This window comes from Acidobacteriota bacterium, assembly GCA_038040445.1.
GTDB classification, from domain to species: Bacteria; Acidobacteriota; Blastocatellia; order UBA7656; family UBA7656; genus Onstottus_A; species Onstottus_A frigus.
Map to the genome: position 1 here is coordinate 149,797 of JBBPIG010000013.1, position 20,127 is coordinate 169,923.

Sequence of the window (20,127 nt, forward strand, 5' to 3'; positions counted from 1 at the left end):
GGCCAATGGCCCAATAGTCGTCGGCAACCTGTATGCCACGTGCAAGCGAGGTTAATGCGCTCGGATCGCAACGTTTTCTTGGGGTTTCTCAGCGGAGGAGGAGAGGTGTAAGTTAGGCTAACCTACAGAATTGTCGGCATCGCAATCTCCACCGACAAAATTGTGGGTCGCTGCGCGGCTAGCGGAAGCGCTGACAGTCAATTGTGTACTTCTTAACCTTGTAACCGAGTATTCGCTCGGTGGTATCGAGAAGCTTCGCCGCCCGGGCACGGTTGCCGCGAGCGGTCTTCAACGCGTCCTGGATCAGGTCTTTCTCGTAAGCCTCGATGGCGGATGTCAGCGACAGCCGGGTCACCGTGTCGCTCGCCGAGGCGGTCTGAAGCGTGGGTGGCAGATGATGTCCGTGAATTACGTTTCCGTCGCATACCAGCAGCGTGCGCTCTATGCAGTTCTCGAGCTCGCGCACGTTGCCCGGCCAGTGATAAGAAGTCAGCATATCGATGGCCGGCGTTGAAATCCGCTTGATGCGCTTGTGATGCTGGCGCGCGTACTTGTCAACGAAATGCTCGGCCAGTTCGAGAATGTCAGGCCTCCTCTCACGGAGAGGCGGGAGATAGATCGTGAATACGTTGAGCCGGTAGTACAGGTCTTCGCGAAACACGCCTTCGCGTATCGCCCGCTCGAGATCTTTGTTCGTTGCCGCGATGAGGCGCACATTCGACTTGATTGTTTCGGTACCGCCGAGGCGTTCGTATTCGCGCTCTTGAAGCACGCGAAGCAGCTTGATCTGAGTAGCCTGGCTCAGCTCGCCAATCTCATCCAGAAAGAGCGTTCCGCCTTCGGCCATTTCGAAGCGGCCCTTCTTGCGGCTGCTGGCTCCGGTGAACGCGCCCTTCTCGTAGCCGAACAACTCCGACTCGATCAAACTCTCCGGTAGGGCCGCACAAGCTACCTTTATGAAAGGCTTGCTCGCACGCGGCGAATTGTAGTGAATCGCATGCGCGATCATTTCTTTTCCGGTGCCGGAGTCACCGCGAATCAAGACCGTCGTGTTCGTGGGAGCAACCTGCGAGATCTGCTCGTAGACCTGCCGCATCGGGCCGCTGTTGCCGATGATATTCGAGAAGTCGTAACGCTGCTTAAGCTCCTGACGAAGGTGTATGTTCTCGTCGAGCAAGCGCTGCTTCTCGAGCTCAACCATCTGATGGACCTTGAGCCCCTGAGCGATTATCGAAGCGACTACTCGCAGGAACTTGACCGCCCGATCATAGTCGCGATCCTTCTTGTACCGCAGCACACCCGCCAACGCCCCGACCGATTTGCGGTTCAGGGTTATCGGCACGCAGATGAAGGTGATCTCTTGCCGGCTCAGCTTCTTTGTTTGGGCTGCGCGCCCCAGGAACAGCGGCTCGTTACTGGCCTGCGGGACGACAACTGGTTTGCCGCTTTCGACGACCCGTCCGGTAATTCCCTCGCCTAACTGATAGCGCGCCCGGCGGCCTTCCGGGGTAAGACCGCACGCCGCTTCAATGTAGATTTCACGCGAGTCAGGGCGAAGCAGCGTCACGGCGCTGCTGACAAAACCGTGGTCATTCTCGAGAATCTCCAGAACACGATGAAGGGCGGCCCTCTGATCGAGCGTCCCCGACAACGCCTGGCTGATTTCGACAAGCGTCGTCAGTTTTCTTATCTCACCAGTCTGATCAGGTCTCGTAGCCATCGCTCGACATCGAATCCTACAGTATTGTCATCTCCTCCCAAGGTCCCGACATTATTGTCGCTGGGTGACGGGTCAGTCAATGCATAGATCGAAGCGCGCAGTGAGCTAGTCGCTCAATCAATGGCCCTCACACGCGCTTCTGCGGCAACAGGCAAATAGTTTTAGAGAGCAAGGTTCATTCCTATGCTCTGATCGCTGATCTTCTCACTCTGCATAACCGAATAACGAACTCTGATCCGCGAATCGGCCAACTATGGTACTGGCATTGCTCTAGGCAAGAGCCCCGTAGCGTCGCATGCGTTATTGCTCCACACTCTTTCTCGAACCGAGGCGGCTGGCCGTGCTCTGCCCGATGGACGCCCCGATGACGCATGGCCGCGCAGGAGACGAATGCGAAACCGAGTCCGCGACGAATTGCTGTACAACCCGCTCGACGAGCACGATGCGTGCGGGGTGGGATTCGTCGCCGATGTTTCCGGACGTGCAACCCACGACATCATACAGAGCGCGCTTGAGGCTCTTTGCAATCTGACCCATCGGGGAGCTGTCGATGCTGACGGTCGAACCGGAGACGGAGCGGGCCTGCTCACTCAGTTGCCGCTGAGGTTCTTCCGGCGAGAAGCCGAGCGATTGGGAAAAAGGCCGGAGGACGACCTCGCCATTGGCGTGTTCTTTCTTCCCCGTGATGAAACCCCGGCCGCGCGCTGCCGCCAGATCACAACCCGGCTCAGCAAGAACCACGGGCTCGTTCCGCTCGGTTGGAGACAGGTGCCCGTCGATGAAAGCGTATTGGGAGCCAAGGCGCTCGCAACAGCCCCGAGAATCGAGCAGTTGATCGTCGCCCGCGGCCGCGTATCAAAGAGCCAATTCGAGAACACACTGTATCGCGCAAGGCGTGAGGTTGAGCAGCAGACGTCGGAGATCGAAGACTTCTACATACCCTCCTTTTCGACTCGCACGATCGTTTACAAGGGGCTGCTCACCGGCAGTCAGCTTGGACCGTTTTATCCGGATCTCAGCGAGCCAGACTTCGAAGCGGCACTGGCCGTGTTTCATCAGCGCTACTCCACCAACACGTTTCCCAACTGGGCGCTCGCTCAGCCTTTTCGCCTGTTGGCGCATAACGGTGAGATCAATACCATCTCTGGAAACCGGAGCTGGATGCGGGCTCGCCAGCTTGCAACCAGGCGCACGCGATCGCCCGAAGACTCTACTGAGTTCCGATCAGTCATCTGGAGCAAAGGATCGGATTCTGCAAGCCTCGACAACACGCTCGAACTCTCGGTTAGGTCGGGCCGCGACGTGACGCAGGCTGTGATGATGCTGATCCCGGAAGCTTACGAGAAGTCGGATGAGATGTCCCCAGAGCTGCGAGGCTTCTACGATTACGCGGCGAGTCTTACAGAACCGTGGGACGGGCCCGCAGCCGTCGCGTTCACTGACGGGCGAATCGTTGGGGCGGCTCTCGATCGCAACGGACTGCGCCCCGCGAGGTACGCGGTCACAACCGACGGCCGTGTGGTAGTGGCTTCGGAGGCGGGCGTCATAAAGCTAGCGCCCGACTTGATCGTTCAAAAAGGGCGCCTTGGTCCCGGACAAATGATCGCGGTTGATACCGAGCTGGGCATTCTGCTCGCAAACGATGAGATTAAGCGCAGGGTAGCAACGCGGAGCACTTACGCAGCCTGGGCACGGCGTTCTTCGGTCCAGTGCCCGGATCTCAGCGATGTTCACGCTGCGTCAAACGGCGACGAACGCGCGTTGATCAGGCGAATGAAGAGCTTTGGTTATACGGTCGAGGATGTCGAGAGAATATTGGGGCCGATGCTGGCCGAGGGCAAAGAACCGGTCGGCTCAATGGGTGACGACACGCCGCTCGCATTCCTATCGTCAAAACCACGATTGTTGTACTCGTACTTCAAGCAGCGATTCGCGCAGGTCACCAACCCGGCTATAGATCCAATCCGTGAGCGCCTGGTGATGTCCCTGACCGCTCTTCTCGGATCGCGCCCCGACCTCGCCGCCGAGCCGCCCGCTCACGCGAAGTTGATCAATCTGTCCAGTCCAATTCTCTCTGACGCTATGCTGGAATGGTTGACCAGGCGGAGCGAAGCGAGCCTTCGATGTTCGAGCTTGCCTGCGGTTTTTGACATCGCGAAGGGCGGCGACGGTTTGAAGCGCGCAATCGGCGAGCTATGCCGGCGCGCAACCGAAGCCGTTGAAGCAGGCTGCTCGATCCTTATCATCAGCGATCTGGAGACAGGCGAATCTGAAGCGCCCATACCGATGCTGCTCGCCGTAGGTGCGCTTCACAATCACTTGATCCGTGAAGGTCAGCGAATGCGCGCGAGCCTTATCGCCCACACCGGCGAAGCGCGAGACGATCACCACATCGCCTGCCTTATCGGTTTCGGCGCGAATGCCGTGTGTCCGTCACTCGGCTTTGATGTGATCGCGCACGAAGGACCGAGGCGAGGACTAACCGTGTCCGATGCGGTGAGGAACTACAGGAGGGCCCTCGAAGACGGACTGCTCAAGATAATGGCCAAGATGGGTATTTCGACGCTGGCCGGTTACTGTGGAAGCCAGACCTTCGAGATCGTCGGTCTGGACAAGCATCTCGTCGAAGAGTATTTCAGCGGCGCGCCCTTGCGTTTGAACGGCATTGGCCTTGATGACATCGCCGGTGACGCAATGCGTTTTCACGAGGCAGCTACCGCGCAGATCGAGCCGGCACTCGAAGACGCCGGCTTCTTCCGCTACAGATATGGCGGTGAATATCACAGCTTCAATCCAGCGGTGTTTCGAGCCCTGCACCGCGCTGCCAAGGGCAGTGACCCGAACGAATATGCGCGATACGCCGGCGAGGTGCTCGGGCGCCCGCCCGCAACCCTGCGCGATCTGATCGAGTTCCGGCCCGGCTCTCCGATAGCGCTCGATGAGGTCGAATCCGCTGAACGGGTGCTGGCACGTTTCTCGACTTCTGGAATGTCGCTCGGTGCGCTCTCGAAAAAGGCTCACGAGACGTTGGCCATCGCGATGAATCGGCTTGGCGCTAAGAGTAACAGCGGCGAAGGCGGCGAAGACAGCCGCCGATTCAAGCGCAGACCGGGCGGCGATCTCGCAAACAGCAGGATCAAGCAAGTCGCATCGGCCCGGTTCGGCGTCACTCCTGAGTATCTTGTTTCAGCCGACGAGCTCGAGATCAAAATCGCCCAGGGCTCGAAGCCCGGTGAAGGCGGCCAACTGCCAGGCCACAAGGTCAGCGCGGAGATCGCCGCCATTCGGCATTCAGTGCCCGGCGTGACATTGATCTCGCCGCCCCCGCATCACGACATCTACTCGATCGAGGACCTGGCGCAACTGATCTTTGACTTGAAGCAGATCAATCCCGAGGCTCGAATAGCAGTCAAGCTGGTGTCCGAAGCCGGAATCGGCACGATCGCGGCAGGCGTGGCAAAAGCCGGCGCGGACGTGATTCATATAGCCGGTCACGATGGCGGCACCGGCGCTTCGCCGCTGGGGTCGATAAAGAACGCCGGGACGCCGTGGGAGCTGGGGCTTGCTGAAACTCAGCAAGCTCTGGTGATGAACGGCCTGCGGGTGCGCGTGCGGCTTCGAGTCGATGGCGGACTGAAGACCGGCCGCGACGTGATCATCGCCGCGATGCTCGGGGCCGATGAGTTTGGGTTTGCCACGACCGCCGTGGTGGCGCTCGGTTGTGTGATGGCCAGGCAATGCCACCTGAACACTTGCCCGATCGGTATTGCGACTCAAGATCCGGCGCTGCGACGCAAGTTCACCGGAACTCCCGAGATGGTTGTGAGCTTCTTTCGAGCCCTGGCCGAAGACATACGTCAATTGCTCGCCGGGATCGGAGTCCAGTCGCTCGATCAGATTGTCGGCCGTAGCAATCTGTTATTTCAGAAGACCGATCTGAAACTGCCACGGAGCGCGCGGATCGATCTGGGTCCGCTCCTTCGACGCGCCGATGAAACCGCTTTCGCGCCTGCGCGCTTCACCGATGCACTCGCTCACAAGTGTGTTGGCTCGCTTTCGAACGCTATCGAGGAAGCATGTTCAGAGGCGATACGCGACGGCTCAGCAATCGCAGCGGCGTTTGAAATCAAAAACACGGATCGAGCGATCGGCGCGAGGATCGCAGGGACTATCGCTCGCCGTTACGGCGACGCGGGACTCACTGACGGAACTATCAACCTGAGCTTCGCGGGCTCGGCTGGCCAGAGCTTTGGCGCGTTCAACATCGCCGGGTTGAGGCTGACTCTGATCGGCGAGGCTAACGACTATGTCGGCAAGGGGATGTCGGGAGGAGAGATCGTTATCCGCCCGCCGGATGATTGCTACTTCGACTGGTCGCGGAATGTGATCATCGGCAACACCGTGATGTACGGCGCGACGGGCGGGAAGCTGTTTGCCGCCGGCCGGGCAGGCGAGCGATTCTGCGTCCGAAACAGCGGAGGAGTCGCCGTGGTCGAAGGCGCCGGCGACCACGGGTGTGAATACATGACCGCCGGCGCGGTGGTCGTTCTTGGAGAGGTGGGTCGAAACTTTGCAGCGGGCATGACCGGGGGCGTCGCATATGTGTTCGACGATCAGAACAATTTTCAAAAACGCTGCAACCAGGAACTTGTAGAACTCAGTGCGCTGGGTGAACACGAGTCGCCAATGGTTCGCTCGCTCGTTGAACAGCATTACGAGACGACTGGCAGCCCGCGAGCGCGCTATCTGTTATCAGCCTGGGAACGTTCACGTCATCTCTTTTGGAAAGTTGTTACACAGGCAGAAGCGGCGCGTCACCGGGAGGCGGAACTTCCACTCGTTAGCGTTCCGGCAGCTCTCGAAAGGTCCACTTCTTTAGCCGTCGCCGATTGACGGAATACCAGGTGGGAAATCGTAACACTGGCATGGCAGGACTAGCGGAACAATCAACTCTTCGTCGGTTGCTCGCGCGGCTAGCACAAAAAGTTCTTGACGTTTGAAGGACACTCGGAGTAAGGTAGTTCGCGCTGGACTACTAAAGGCTTATGAAAAGCTCGATACGCAATTTCTATTGCATCTGTTGTAGCGCGCCAGGGGCGCGCACGCGTAGAGCCTTTAGTGGAGGTCATCCTGATCGAACTTGAGACATAAGCTCAAAGAAGAGCTTTAAACTCAAATAGGTTTCCAAAGACCCACTATCGGCTCTGCCGGTGGTGGGTTTTTCTTTTGTCCGAAGCTGAGTAAGCCATGAACGAAGCGGCGAAACCAACTGGAAGGGTTTATCTGATCGGCGCGGGTCCGGGCGATCCAAAACTGCTGACGATCAAAGCCGCGGAAGCGATCGCCGCGAGCGATGTGGTCGTCTACGACTACCTGGTCAACCCGGAAGTGCTCGCCCATTCGCGTCGAGGCGCCGAGTTGTTCTACGCGGGCAAACGCGCGGGCGAGCCGTCGATCTCCCAAACTCACATCAATCGCCTTCTCATCGAACGCGCGCGCCGGGGCCTGATCGTCGCGAGGCTCAAAGGCGGTGATCCTTTCATATTCGGAAGAGGCGGCGAAGAAGCCGAAGCGCTCGTCGAAGCCGGCATCCAGTGGGAGGTGATTCCCGGCGTTTCATCGGGCATCGCAGCCGCAGCTTATGCCGGCATACCGCTCACCCATCGAGACTACGCCTCGAGCGTTGCATTTATTACGGGTCACGATGCACACGGCGGAAAACGAGCCGTCGATTGGTCCGTTGCCTCGCAGGCCGCTGACACGCTTGTGATCTTCATGTGCGCTGAAACCATATCGAGAATCGCGCGCGAACTCATCGCAAACGGGCGCGCTCCTTCAACGCCGGTCGCCATCATTCGATCGGCAACTTACCAGCATCAGGAAGTGTACTTGGGCGCGCTTGAAGATCTGACCACGATTGACGAGGACGGCGAGGACGGCGAGGACGGCTTCGCGATCAGACCCCCGGCAATAGCAATCATCGGAGAAGTCGCCGCGCTCGCGACGAAACTGTCGTGGTTTGGCAGCAGCGAGCTCAGATACTCGCTGCGCGCTTTACAGGGGCTCGCCGCTGCGGCATTCAACGATTGACTGGAGAAGACTATGACGCAATTTGTGACTGACATAGTTAAGCCGGCGCTGCCGCGCGACTTTGATCGTGTAGAAGCGGCGGCTTATCTGCTCGAAAACGCCTCGCCCGAGGAAACCCTTCGATGGGCATTCGACGAGTTTCAAGAAAAGGTGACGCTAGCGACCGGCTTTGGCGTGGAGGGCGTCGCGTTGATCGACATGGCTATAAGAATCAACCCGCGCGCCGACATATTTTTTCTCGATACGTCGTTCCTCTTCCAGGAGACGTACGAGCTTCGGCGCCGGCTCGAGGATCGCTACAAAATTCAAATACGAGCCTGGCAAACCGATATCACACCGGAAGGCCAGGAACTGAGATTCGGCGCGGCGCTCTGGTCGAGAGACCCGGACCTGTGTTGCCGGCTTAGAAAACTCGAGCCGCTGAGAGACGCGTTGCGAGGACGAACCGCCTGGATAACGGCGATCCGGCGAGACCAGACCATCGAGCGCTCGAACGCCCGCGCGGTTGAGTGGGACGATCAATGGCAACTCATCAAGGTCAACCCGCTGGTGCTTTGGAGCAAGCAGCAGGTGAGGGACTACGTCGCGAAACACGACGTCCCGTACAATCCGCTGCACGACAAAGGCTATCCAAGCATCGGCTGCACACACTGCACGCAACCGGTTCTCCTGGGCGAACACGAGCGCGCAGGCCGGTGGCCGGGCCGCGAGAAACGCGAATGCGGGATGCATGGCCCGGTTACACCGACCACTCTTATTGTTCAAAGCAATATGCTGCCTCCGAACGACGCGGCGTGATCCAGGGATATTCTTAGCAAAGCGAGAAAACCATCGTGCAAGAGAGAAACGACACTATGAACGGAAAGCCACCAAGCAACGGGTTGGTCATATGGCTCACGGGGTTGTCGAGCGCGGGCAAGACTACGCTTGCACGAGCGCTCTCTGAGCAGCTCAAGGCTGCGGAGTTTCGAGTTGAGACGCTCGACGGCGACGAAGTGCGTGAGAACCTGAGCCGCGGGCTGGGCTTTTCAGAAGAGGACCGCAACACGAATATCCGCCGCATCGGTTTCGTCGCGCGACTGCTGGCGCGCAATGGGGTAGTGGTACTCGGCGCCGCTATCTCCCCGTACCGGCAGTCGCGCGACGATGTTCGCCGCTGGATCGAAACTGATGACGTCCGTTTCATCGAGGTGTTCGTTCGCTGTCCGCTCGAGACTCTGGTCGAGCGCGATGTGAAGGGTCTCTACGCAAGAGCGCTTGCCGGCGAGATCAAATACTTCACCGGGATCAGCGATCCCTACGAGGAGCCGCTCGCGCCCGACATTACCGTTGATAGCTCCGTAGAGTCGATCGAAGAGAAATCCTCTCGCGCGTTCTCGGCCTTCGAACGGTAGACAATGCCGTAATGCAGCCTCAACTGTGTGCGGTGTCGTGATGAGGAAAGATTTATGAACCAGATTGAAGAGATCAAGAAACACAAAGACGGGCTCGACGTCCTAGCCGACATCTACCGCTACGCGAAACTAGGTTTCGAGTCGATCTCGCCGGACGATGAGGCATTGTTTCGATGGTACGGCATATACACGCAGCGGCCTGCGTCGGACGGGTTCTTCATGGTGCGCATACGCATACCCGGCGGGGATCTAACTCCAGATCAGTTGCGCACGATAGCCGATCTTTCCAGCGAGCACGGGCGAGGGCTGGCGGACATCACTGTGCGGCAGAACATTCAGCTTCACTGGGTGAGAGTCGAGAACCTGCCCGATGTTCTTGACCGCCTCCAGACAGTTGGATTGTCAACCACGGAGGCGTGCGGCGACTGCGTACGCAACATCATCAACTGTCCCGTGTCGGGAGTCGATCACGACGAGTTGTACGACACGACTCCTCTTATCAAGCAAACGAACGATTTCTTCGTCGGGAATCGCGACTTCTCGAATCTGCCGCGCAAGTTCAAGATCGCGATCACCGGATGCGCAGTGCGTTGCGTCTATCCCGAGATCAACGATGTCGGCATGTTTGCCGTTCACGACCCGGAGCGCGGCGGTGTAGCATTTCGCACCCGCGTTGGCGGCGGGCTTTCGACAACACCACGGTTCTCGAAAGACCTCGGCGTTCTGATCGAGCCGGAAGAAGCCGCCGAGCTTTGCGGGGCAATAGCCTCGGTCTTCAGGGAGGAAGGCAATCGCGAGAATCGCAAGCGCGCTCGTTTGAAGTTCCTGGTCGAGCAGTGGGAGATCCCACGCTTCCGCGATGAGGTAGAAGCGCGGCTCGGGCGCAAGCTGCGTCGCGCGCCAGCCCCCGAAGCCGCGCCCATAACTGAGCGCGATCGGTCGCATCTGGGCATTCACGGCCAGCATCAGCAAGGTCTCTACTACGTTGGTCTTTCCATTCTTGGAGGTCGAACATCGGGAGATGACTTGAGACGGCTGGCGGATTTGGCGGAAAACCATGGCAGCGGCCGCATACGAACCACCAACACGCAGAACGCTATCTTGCTCGACATTCCCGAACGTAAGCTTGAAGCGCTGACGCGGGACCTCGACGGGTTTGGGTTCGAGTATCAGCCTTCGTGGTCGCGCAAGGCAATCATAGCCTGCACTGGGATTCAGTTCTGCAAGCTAGCGCTGGCGGAAACGAAGAATCGAGCCGTCGAGTTGAACGATTATCTCGAAAGCGCGGTTGATCTTGAGGATGCGCCTCGCATAAGCGTGACCGGCTGCCCGAACGCTTGCGGGCAACATCACATATGCGATGTTGGCTTGGAGGGTTCGCTGACGACGATTGACGGGGTGAAGAAAGAGACGTTTCAAGTCTTTCTGGGCGGCGGCGTAGGTGCGCACGAGACATTCGGCCGAAGGATCGGCGTGCGCCTTCCGTCCGAAGAGCTTGCCGAATCCATGGCGCGATTGTTCACCCGCTACAAAGAAATTCGAATCGACGGTGAGACGTTCCAGGAGTTCTGCCTTCGCCACAGCAATGAAGAGCTTACACAATATCTCCTCGCGTCGCCGCATTCCGCGCGAGTAGAAGCTAAGACAGATCCGCTGCAGCTCTTCAACTGGGGCAGCGCTTCCGATTGAAGAGAAACCCAGTCACGGTCCCTCTCCTTCGTGCCTGGTAAGGGCGCGGGTTGCGCAATCCGCGCCCTTTTTTTTCGCTAACCCGGAAGCGGCGCGGATATGTGCTCGTGAACGATCAACCATTTGCCGCCGCGCTTTTCCCAGATCGCCGTGTGCCGGCAGTCGAGATCCATCGCGCCTCCAGCCTTGGGCTTCGCTGAAAGATGAAAGGTCACGGTCGTCCAGACGACGTTTCCACGCTGATTTACCTTGAGATCGTCGTTAGGAGTCAGCTTGCCGCTGGACATCACCTCGGTGAACGCCTTGATCACGCCTGCTCTGTATTCCGACCAGGCGTTGTATTTGAGTGGAGCCACGTCGTAGAAGACAAGGTCGGCGTCCTTCGCGTAGTACTTCGCCGCTTTGTCGGGGTCAAGCGTGCTCCACGCCGTGTAATACTGATTTATGAGCGCCTTGAATTCGGCTTCCAGAGCCTTACCAGCGTCCGCCTTCCTCGCCTGAGCCGACACGCCAACAGCCATAAGCAGGGCCGCAAAGGTAGTCAACATCAGCTTGAACAGCTTCGTTCTCTTCATCAGTTGTTCCTCCGTGTTTGTAAGATTCGAGTTTACGAGATGAATCACGCCGCCGGATTTGAGATGTGCCGGGAACTTCAAGCTTTCCTATCGAACCATATTGAAGCTACCGTCGATCGTATATCGTGGTTTCTTGACTACGCTATACCCGCTTTGTTAGATTCGGCTCTTAAGGAGACTCACCTGTACACTACAATGCTCGATCGGCTTTTATGAATAGGAAAGACCTGTATTTTCTCGCTATCGCTGTTGGCATTATCGCCCTGTTCACCGTCCTCTGGATTATCAGCCGTAAGCCACCCGCGATGACCCCGCGAGCCGAACACGCCGGGCTAACTCGCACTACTCCGCGCGAGACTTGTTGGAGTTGTCACACCCCCGATTCCAAGGTCTGGCAGCATCATCCAAACAAGGGCAAACCGACTGATCGGGACAAGACTACGCCTTGCTCGGCTTGTCACAAACTGCCTGAACCGCAGGTCGCGCGCGCTTCGTTTCATACGTCGAATAAGAGGGAGGTGGAATTAAATGGCAAAGCCAGCAGCCAAGGTAAGACCCGAGTATCACAACTACATTGACGGAGAATGGGTGGCTCCGGCGTCCGGCAGCTACATCGAGAATCGCAACCCGGCTGACACCCGCGAACTCGTTGGCCGCTTTCCGGCTTCGACCTCCGTAGACGTCGAACGCGCGGTCAGCGTCGCAGCCGAAGCCTTTCAGAAGTGGCGTAAGGTCCCCGCCCCGCGCCGCGCCGAAATACTGTTCAAAGCAGGCGAAATACTCATCCAGCACAAAGAAGACTTCGCGCGCGATATGACGCGAGAGATGGGCAAGGTCCTGAAAGAGACGCGAGGCGACGTGCAGGAAGCCATCGATATGACCTACTTCATCGCGGGCGAAGGGCGGCGGCTTCACGGCTACACGACGAAGGCCGAGCTCCCGAACAAATACGCGATGTGCTCGCGGGAACCGATAGGGGTCTGCGGACTCATCACTCCCTGGAACTTCCCGATGGCGATCCCGTCGTGGAAGATTCTTCCCGCCCTCGTGTGCGGCAACGCTGTAGTCATCAAACCGGCCGAAGCCACGCCTCTCTCGACCTATAACTTCGTATCGGCGCTGTCTGAAGCCGGCATACCTCCGGGCGTGGTCAACATTGTGGCCGGGCGGGGAGTCGATGTAGGCAAAGCGTTGCTCGAACATCCCACCCCTCGGCTGGTTTCATTCACCGGGTCAACGGAAGTCGGCCGAATCGTCGGCCAGGCCTGCGCGGCTACCGACAAGATATGCTCGCTCGAAATGGGCGGCAAGAACGTGATCATGATAATGGAAGACGCCGATCTCGACCTCGCGCTTGAAGGCGTGCTGTGGGGCGCGTTTGGAACTACTGGTCAGCGTTGCACGGCGACGTCGCGGGTTGTCGTTCACCGAAAGGTCGCCAGGAAATTCACGAACATGCTTGCTGACAGGGCAGAACGCTTGCGGCTTGGGCCGGGACTCAACGAAAAGACCGACGTCGGCCCGGTGATCAATCAAGACGCGCTTGAAAAGATTCTCGAATACATCGAGATCGGACGGCGGGAAGACAAAGCGAAGCTGCTTTGCGGGGGCCGGCGGGCCGAGAAGGGCGATCTGAAATACGGGTTCTTTATCGAGCCCACGGTTTTTTCGGACGTACAACCGCAGATGCGAATCGCGCAGGAAGAGATTTTCGGTCCGGTCCTCTCGGTGATCGAGTGCCGCGATGTGGATCATGCGATCGAGATAGCTAACGGCGTCAAGTTTGGCCTATCGGCATCGATCTACACGCGCGACACCAACCGCGCTTTCCACGCGATGGAAGACGTGCAGACGGGAATCTTCTACGTGAACGCTTCGACGATCGGCGCTGAGGTACATCTGCCGTTCGGGGGCACCAAGTCAACAGGCAACGGACATCGCGAAGGCGGCACCCAGGTGCTGGACATCTTCTCTGAGTGGAAAGCCGTGTACATCGATTACTCAGGCAAGCTTCAACGCGCGCAGATAGACTAGAAGACGTCCGTAGTCAGTAGTCCGTAGTCAGTAGCAGAGTTGTTGAGCGCGCGCGACTCTTCCATCGAAAAACTACGGACCACGGACCACGGACCACGGACTACGGACCACGGACTACGGACCACGGACCACGGACTACGGACCACGGACTACGGACCACGGACTACGGACCACCAAGCAGGAGCATTATGATTGTTGGGCTACCAAAGGAAGTGAAAGACAACGAGTACCGCGTGGGGCTCGTGCCCGCGGGAGTGAAGGCGCTGACCAGCGCCGGACACAGCGTGCTGGTCGAGATCAAGGCCGGTGACGGGTTGGGTATCACGGATCAAGAATATGTGAATGCCGGCGCCGAGATCGTGGACTCGGCCGAGGAGGTCTGGTCCCGCGCCGACATGGTTATCAAGGTCAAAGAACCCATCGCGTCCGAGTATGGATTCCTGCGCGAAGGACTCATACTCTTCACTTATCTGCATCTGGCTCCCGCTCGCGAGCTGACTCGGGCGCTGTTGGAGCGCGGCGTCACCGGCGTCGCTTACGAGACGATCACCAACGATCAAGGTCACCTGCCGCTGCTCACCCCAATGAGCGAGGTCGCCGGTAGAATGTCGATACAGGTTGGCGCAACTTATTTGGAAAAGATCAACGGCGGACGGGGAGTCTTGCTGGGGGGCGTGCCCGGAGTCGCGCCTGGCCGCGTGACGATAATCGGCGGCGGAGTCGTAGGAATCAACGCCGCGAAGATTGCCGTTGGTTTTGGAGCTTCGGTGATCATCATTGATAGAGACCTGGAACGCTTGCGGTTTTTGGACGATATCTTCGGCAGCCGCATTCGCACGCTCGCTTCGAACCCTTACACGATCGCGGAATCAGTCGCGGATTCAGATCTGGTCGTAGGCGCCGTGCTGGTGCCCGGGGCGGCTGCGCCGAAGCTGGTGACGCGCGAGATGCTGCGCGATATGCCTCGCGGCTCGGTAATCGTCGACGTCGCGGTTGATCAAGGCGGCTGCATCGAGACAACCAAGCCGACTACGCACAGCCAGCCGACTTATTACGTGGAGAACGTTCTTCATTATGGGGTGACGAACATGCCGGGCGCCGTGCCGCGCACTTCTACATTTGCCCTGACGAATGCGACGTTGCCTTTAGCGTTGAAGCTCGCCAGGTATGGAGTGGTCGAAGCAATCAAGAGAGACGCGCACTTGAAGAATGGGGTGAACACCTACAAAGGAAAAGTCACCTATAAAGCCGTGGCCCTGGATCAGGGGCTTGAGTACACACCGATTGATAAATTGTTGTAATGCGCACCGGCTGAGATCTCGATGATCAAGCGCGTCCGGATCATTCTCCGGCGCAGGCGATTAGTGTCGCAAGAACGACCTTGTTGATTATCGCAGCCTGTTCAACTGCGACCCTTCATGAACTTCTGCCCCGCTGAGTAGTTAAAGAACGCGGCCAGCAGGAAGACCACCGCCGATCCCGCGGTCACCACCAGCAGCGGCGACCGGTTGGTCTGAAAAGCATCGACGCTCAAGTAGACAAAGATCAACGCCAGTAGCACGCAGACGATTGCGTTTCTCCGGTAAGCATAGCTTGTTCTCTGAGCGGATGTCCTGTTGCGCCTGATGAGTTCGTTAAGAGCCCTGACTTCCTCTTCGCAAGCACCCGCGCAAGCCATCCCGTTGCCCACATCGACCGCGCAGGCGTGGCAAAGAGCCTTATTACAACTCTTGCAGATCGCAACCGCATCGGCGCCTTCGTGGTTGAAACACTTCATAGGCGTGGCACAGACTTTAGTCTGTGTTCTTCTGCAGCAGACTAACGATTTCCGCCTCGAGAACAGAGCGCAGACTAAAGTCCACGCCACGCTGCTACGCGTTTGCTCGGGCTCCTGCCATTCGCAACGTCTCGTTCAGCTCGGCATCGCGGCGGACTCGCCAAATCTTGCTGTCGAGATAGTAGTGCGTAAACGCTCCGCCCCAGATGAATGCCATCCAGAAGGTGTCCGGCTTCACGATCGTGTAATGAGGGATGTGGTACAGCGCGCCAAACACCAGTGCAAAGGCGATGTAGCTCCACACGTTCTTGCTTATGATCGATGCGGCGCCGTAATTCTTCGAGCCGGCCCGGCCGTACTTGTTCTGATTGTGAAACCAGATGATCCGGTGGTACTGGATGTTGTGATAGATCGTCAGGGTCGCAACCGCAGCCAGCGCCGCCGCGGAAGGCGGTTGCACCGGTTCAAGCAGCCTGAGCACTATCCAGTGCATAGGCACCGCCGCCGCCAGTAGAAAAAGCTTCGGAAGGTTTACCGGCTGCTTCGAATAGAGGCGCTGAGCTTGCCGTCCAACGAACAATATCAATGACACCACGAACGCCGAAAAGATCAGCGTCTCGAACCACCAGACCGATTCCGACTGCGTTGAAAGCCCCATCTCGTCCAGTCGCTCCTTTGCCGCATAGCTGTGAGTCAAGAACCGAACGAAGGGATAGGTCATGCCCAGCAAAATGAAAGCGCGGTCGATGAGATTGTCGATCTCGGCGAGGTCGCCGTTCTTCTTCTTGTATAAAATCATGAAACCATAGTGCTGCTTTACCAGATGGTAGTAAGCCCACATTGATGCGAGGAAGAAAAACACCGGCCCCCACGCTTCGGTGCCGAAAACCCTGGCTTGTCCGGCGAGCACCATCGCCGGCCCTACCAGAAACAGCAAAAGAGTTCCGTAATAAAGCTTCGCCCGTTTTCGGCGTTCCTCGCTGTCGGCATACGTTCTTGAGATAGTCCCGAAGACGTGCGGTCCGTCAAAACCCAGAGCCCAGATCCAGGTCATGATCATAACCGACAGGCCGAACTTCACCAGGATGAGATTGGCTGCAAGAAACGCGTAGCTTGTGATGACGCTACCAATGAACCATATGAGATCATCCTTCTTGTTGATGATCCAGCCCAGGCTGATCAGGTTCCGTCTGCCTTCGTCAACAGCAACAGCCGCCGAAGCCATATCTTCCTCTCCTTTGCTTTCCGCATTGCGAAGTCCCAGCAACGCGAGCGCGCAGTATGGTTTCAACCAGGGTGGGTGATCCGCGTCATCCCGCTCAATAACTCGCATCCGAATGAGAATCCGAGTTGTTTCAACCCCAAAGCCGCGCCTAGTTTACCAAAGCCGCGTGCTATCGCCAAAGCCCATTCCTTCGCGCTATGCTACACCGGCAGTCGAAGCGAATAAGCGGCAATGTCGAACTCAAATCGAGGAACCTGGAGGTACCGTGTCAAAGGGCATCGACGAATTCAATCAGTCTCGCGAGGAAATGAATGAGCGAATCCTGAGCAGCGATCATCTGGGCATCAAGCGATTCTTTGCGCTCGATCATCAAGCCTGCGAGGAAGGCGCGCTCGACTCAAAGACCAAGGAGCTACTCGGGCTTGTCGCGTCGTTGGCGCTCAGGCGCGACGACTGCATTACCTATCACGTGCTTCAATACGTCGAGCAGGGGGTCAAACGGGAAGAATTTCTGGACACATTCTAATGTTGCGCTGGTGGTCGGCGGCTCGATTACGATTCCCCACTTGCGCCGCGCATTTGAAAGAATGGATGAGGCGCTTGAAGAAGCGCAGTCCTAAAACGAGCCGCGAGCAAACATCAGCCTCTACAGCAACTCGCGGCGGAGTTGCGGGAACACCCTGGACACCTTGCCAAGCAAGTAGTCACCATACGTCCCGCTGAAGTCGTGAACGCTCGCGTGGTCCCAACGTTCGTCGCTGTCATCATCGACCGGCACGTTAATCGCGATCGGCTTCACCTCAGCATTGAAGTTCGGATCAAAGAAAAACGGGAAAGACAGCCGGTCGTGCCGGGACGGGCTCCGGACGCGATGAGGCGTTGACCGGTAGACCCCTCCAGTCATTCGGTCGAGCATGTCCCCGATATTGCAAACGAACGAGCCCGGGACCGGCTTCGCATCAACCCAACCTGACCTCGACTTAACCTGCAAGCCCCCGGTTTGGTCCTGCTTGAGAATCGTCAGCAGCCCATAGTCGGTGTGCGCGCCAACTCCCCAGCTCTGCTCTTCGGAGATCGGCGCCGGGTCAGGCGGGTAGTTGAAGATGCGGAATAGAATCAGCGGATCGCTCGTGTAGCGCTTGGCGAAATAACCCTCGTCCAACCCGAGGCTCAGCGCAATGACCTCCATGAGCGTGTGTCCGAGCCCGGTCATCGCGGCCATATACTCGAGAACTGTTTCGCGCAGGAGCGGAATGCTCTTTGGAAAGAGATTGGGCCCGTGCATCGGCATGCCTGACTTCACTAGAGGATTATTCTCATCCATCTCGGCGCCGAAGTACAGACCTTCCTTCAGGTCAGGCTTACCCGAAGTGAGCTCGCCGCCGACGGGGAAATATCCCCGCCATGCTTTGCCCCCTTTCTCCATGCAGATGTCGAGTTTCTCGGCGGGACTCCGAGCGAAAAACGTCCGGCTCAAATTCTCCAACCGCTGCTGAAGGCGTTCATCAACGTTGTGCCCAATGATGTAGAAGAAACCAGACTCGCGGCAAGCCCAGCCAATCTGATCGGCAACCCTGGTGCGCCCAGCGGCGCCGCTCATCGACGCGCCAATATCGCCAATATCTATGATGGGAAGTCTAGAGAAGTCGCCAGCCATCGCTGTTCAAACGTACAGGCCGCAGTCCGCCTTTGTCACGCCCGCGACGCCAGGAGCGCGCACCGATTCCTTGCGCATAAAAGCCGCGTGAAGCGGGTTGACTAGAAGCTACCCTCGTCAGCCGAGGGACCGTAGATCGATGGCACCGGAATATCGTTGAGCCGCAAGTAGACGCCAAGCTGCGCGCGGTGATGGATGTTGTGATTCATGACGAAGCTTCGCAGCGCGGCAATTCGGGGCAGCGCGAAGATCGTCTTCCCGCCTGCAAAGAGCGTCCAGGTCTTGAGCAATTCCTCGTCGCTCGCTTCAGAAAGGGCGGCCCGCGCAGCGGCGACATTGCTGTCGAACTTTGCGAGAAGATCCTCCACCGACTTAGCCGGCTCATTCCTTAGCGGGGGTTCGCCTACCGGCGCTATATCGATTGATTCCCTGTTAATCGTCAGGGCCGCCCAGCTCGGTAGCGTGGCAAGGTGCGTCGCCAGACCTACCATCGAGAACGACTTCTGGTGAGGCTTCCAATCGAACTTGTCTTCGGGAACGCGTTCGAGGGTCTTTCGAGTGTTCGCCATCTCGTGATCGAACTCCGGAAGCAGTGCTTGATTTAATGGCATTAGGTTTCCTCTAAAGTAGAGATTCGACTTCACCGATCTATTGGTGGTCTTAGAGATAATCCCGCCTCAGAATTCATCGTCATCATCCGGCGGTTGAATATCCTGAGCGGCCAACTGCTGCCAGGCTGTCAGTATCTCTGGCTCTACTCCGGCGGCGCGGAGTGCGTCAGCGACAGGCCCGCTCGACTGTTTGAGTTCCGGGAACTGCAAAAGCAACATCGCGATGTCTCGCCTGTCTGTAAATGACTTCGGCTGAGCCCGGCGGCGATAAAAAGAGACGACTTTGCTGGCGATCAATTCAGCCGGCGCCATCACCAGCACTCCGGCCACTCGCTGTGCCGGTGGTAGAGACTCAACGGGCCTGACATCGATGAGATGGCGATTGCCAGATTTTTGAATCTGAAATAGGCGATAGCCGCGGCCTTCACCAATCTCTCTCACGCGTACCGCAATGTGAAATCGTTGACTCAGATGCTCGCGCAACTCGCCGGCCAATTCTTTTGCGCGCGTCGAAAGAAGGTCGATGTCCTGCGTCATCCGCGGTTCAGACACGTATGCGTTGACTGCCTGAGCGCCGAACACAACGCCATCATCACGCCCACGAAGAAACTCCAGCACCGCATTTTGGATATTAGCGAGCGGCAGGGGTTCATTCATCGCAAACTCCCTGAACGTCAAAGTGCCCGCATCGAACATCGTCGGTTCCTCCAACCTAAGCGAACCATTTTGGGAGTCGCAATAAGAAAACTCGCGACTGCGCAGGAGCATTCTATCACAGGGAAACCGGGCACTTCGGGAAACTTGAAAAGGCCGTTCGTTTGACAGCTCGCCCACCAAGCTGCTAGGGTTCATGTGAACTGAGTCCAGCTCGCTCTCTTCTCAGCCTTTCTGGAATCACCCAGACTATCTGAACTAACAGCTCATCGAAAAGGACACGAACATGTCAGCTAAGCTTTTTGTTGGAAATCTCTCTCCGGACACTACGGGTGATGAACTTAAAACCCTCTTCAGCACAGTGGGCGAGGTGGAGTCTTGTCAGTTGATAACAGACCGCGACTCGGGACGTTCGAAGGGATTTGCTTTCATCGAGATGAATTCCCAGGACAACGCTAACACAGCCAAAGAAAAACTGAACGGCCAGGACCTTCACGGGAAGCCGCTCAAAGTGAACGACGCCAAGCCCAGAAACTAGGTCCGGAACTAGGCATTGCTACGGCGATCCAACGAAGGTCTTGTTTTGAAGTCACAGCCAATCGGATACGAACGCAAGCATCTGATTTGGTCGCCTCTGCCCCCTTTTGAAAACTCTCGCTATGAGTCACAAAGGGTAGTCGCCGTAATCGCCGTCCGTCGAG

The 20,127-nt window shown here is 57.7% G+C and carries 15 protein-coding genes and 1 pseudogene; 9 read left to right on the forward strand and 7 right to left on the reverse strand.

The features are described 5' to 3' along the window. Positions 1-178 precede the first annotated feature (178 nt). Positions 179-1,720: a sigma 54-interacting transcriptional regulator gene (locus AABO57_15705; GenBank protein MEK6287186.1), complete on the reverse strand. Its 1,542-nt coding sequence runs from the start codon at positions 1,718-1,720 to the stop codon at positions 179-181. Between the two features lie 390 nt (positions 1,721-2,110). On the opposite strand from AABO57_15705, the gene gltB reads away from it, so the two are divergent. The 5 genes from gltB (at position 2,111) to AABO57_15730 (ending at position 10,893) form a co-directional block, all read left to right on the forward strand. Next, the gene (gltB, locus tag AABO57_15710) at positions 2,111-6,613 is read left to right on the forward strand and encodes a glutamate synthase large subunit (protein ID MEK6287187.1); all 4,503 of its coding nucleotides are present in this window, start codon (positions 2,111-2,113) and stop codon (positions 6,611-6,613) included. Between the two features lie 354 nt (positions 6,614-6,967). Further along, positions 6,968-7,810 carry a uroporphyrinogen-III C-methyltransferase gene (cobA, locus tag AABO57_15715; protein MEK6287188.1) on the forward strand — a complete coding sequence of 281 codons (843 nt, stop codon included), beginning with the start codon at positions 6,968-6,970 and terminating at the stop codon, positions 7,808-7,810. A 12-nt stretch (positions 7,811-7,822) separates the two neighbouring features. After that, the gene (locus AABO57_15720; GenBank protein ID MEK6287189.1) at positions 7,823-8,608 is read left to right on the forward strand and encodes a phosphoadenylyl-sulfate reductase; all 786 of its coding nucleotides are present in this window, start codon (positions 7,823-7,825) and stop codon (positions 8,606-8,608) included. A 56-nt stretch (positions 8,609-8,664) separates the two neighbouring features. Continuing rightward, on the forward strand, positions 8,665-9,204 hold the full coding sequence (cysC, locus tag AABO57_15725; protein MEK6287190.1) for an adenylyl-sulfate kinase: 540 nt from the start codon (positions 8,665-8,667) through the stop codon (positions 9,202-9,204). A gap of 54 nt (positions 9,205-9,258) precedes the next feature. Further along, the gene (locus tag AABO57_15730) at positions 9,259-10,893 is read left to right on the forward strand and encodes a nitrite/sulfite reductase (GenBank protein ID MEK6287191.1); all 1,635 of its coding nucleotides are present in this window, start codon (positions 9,259-9,261) and stop codon (positions 10,891-10,893) included. Positions 10,894-10,970: 77 nt separating this feature from the next. Here AABO57_15730 and AABO57_15735 read toward each other — a convergent pair whose 3' ends face one another. Then, on the reverse strand, positions 10,971-11,468 hold the full coding sequence (locus AABO57_15735; GenBank protein MEK6287192.1) for a nuclear transport factor 2 family protein: 498 nt from the start codon (positions 11,466-11,468) through the stop codon (positions 10,971-10,973). Positions 11,469-11,996: 528 nt separating this feature from the next. Between AABO57_15735 and AABO57_15740 the strand changes: the two genes are divergently transcribed. Next, positions 11,997-13,502 carry an aldehyde dehydrogenase family protein gene (locus AABO57_15740; GenBank protein MEK6287193.1) on the forward strand — a complete coding sequence of 502 codons (1,506 nt, stop codon included), beginning with the start codon at positions 11,997-11,999 and terminating at the stop codon, positions 13,500-13,502. 188 nt (positions 13,503-13,690) lie between these two features. After that, positions 13,691-14,803, forward strand: coding sequence for an alanine dehydrogenase (gene ald / locus AABO57_15745; protein ID MEK6287194.1), 1,113 nt, complete (start codon positions 13,691-13,693; stop codon positions 14,801-14,803). Positions 14,804-14,904: 101 nt separating this feature from the next. Here the strand turns inward: ald and AABO57_15750 are convergent, their stop codons facing one another. Then, positions 14,905-15,279 carry a hypothetical protein gene (locus tag AABO57_15750; GenBank protein MEK6287195.1) on the reverse strand — a complete coding sequence of 125 codons (375 nt, stop codon included), beginning with the start codon at positions 15,277-15,279 and terminating at the stop codon, positions 14,905-14,907. Between the two features lie 94 nt (positions 15,280-15,373). Further along, a complete protein-coding gene (locus AABO57_15755; GenBank protein MEK6287196.1) occupies positions 15,374-16,504 on the reverse strand; it encodes a hypothetical protein in 1,131 nt (376 codons plus the stop codon). A 307-nt stretch (positions 16,505-16,811) separates the two neighbouring features. On the opposite strand from AABO57_15755, the pseudogene AABO57_15760 reads away from it, so the two are divergent. Beyond that, positions 16,812-17,124: pseudogene (locus tag AABO57_15760) on the forward strand (carboxymuconolactone decarboxylase family protein). Positions 17,125-17,150: 26 nt separating this feature from the next. Here the strand turns inward: AABO57_15760 and AABO57_15765 are convergent. The 3 genes from AABO57_15765 to AABO57_15775 form a co-directional block, all read right to left on the reverse strand. Then, on the reverse strand, positions 17,151-18,161 hold the full coding sequence (locus tag AABO57_15765) for a 2-oxoglutarate and iron-dependent oxygenase domain-containing protein (protein MEK6287197.1): 1,011 nt from the start codon (positions 18,159-18,161) through the stop codon (positions 17,151-17,153). 101 nt (positions 18,162-18,262) lie between these two features. Further along, positions 18,263-18,772 carry a DinB family protein gene (locus tag AABO57_15770; GenBank protein MEK6287198.1) on the reverse strand — a complete coding sequence of 170 codons (510 nt, stop codon included), beginning with the start codon at positions 18,770-18,772 and terminating at the stop codon, positions 18,263-18,265. Between the two features lie 66 nt (positions 18,773-18,838). Then, positions 18,839-19,429 (reverse strand): nucleotidyl transferase AbiEii/AbiGii toxin family protein, encoded by a 591-nt coding sequence (locus tag AABO57_15775; protein ID MEK6287199.1) that lies wholly within the window; start codon positions 19,427-19,429, stop codon positions 18,839-18,841. Between the two features lie 283 nt (positions 19,430-19,712). On the opposite strand from AABO57_15775, the gene AABO57_15780 reads away from it, so the two are divergent. Continuing rightward, positions 19,713-19,964: an RNA-binding protein gene (locus AABO57_15780; protein ID MEK6287200.1), complete on the forward strand. Its 252-nt coding sequence runs from the start codon at positions 19,713-19,715 to the stop codon at positions 19,962-19,964. Positions 19,965-20,127 lie beyond the last annotated feature (163 nt).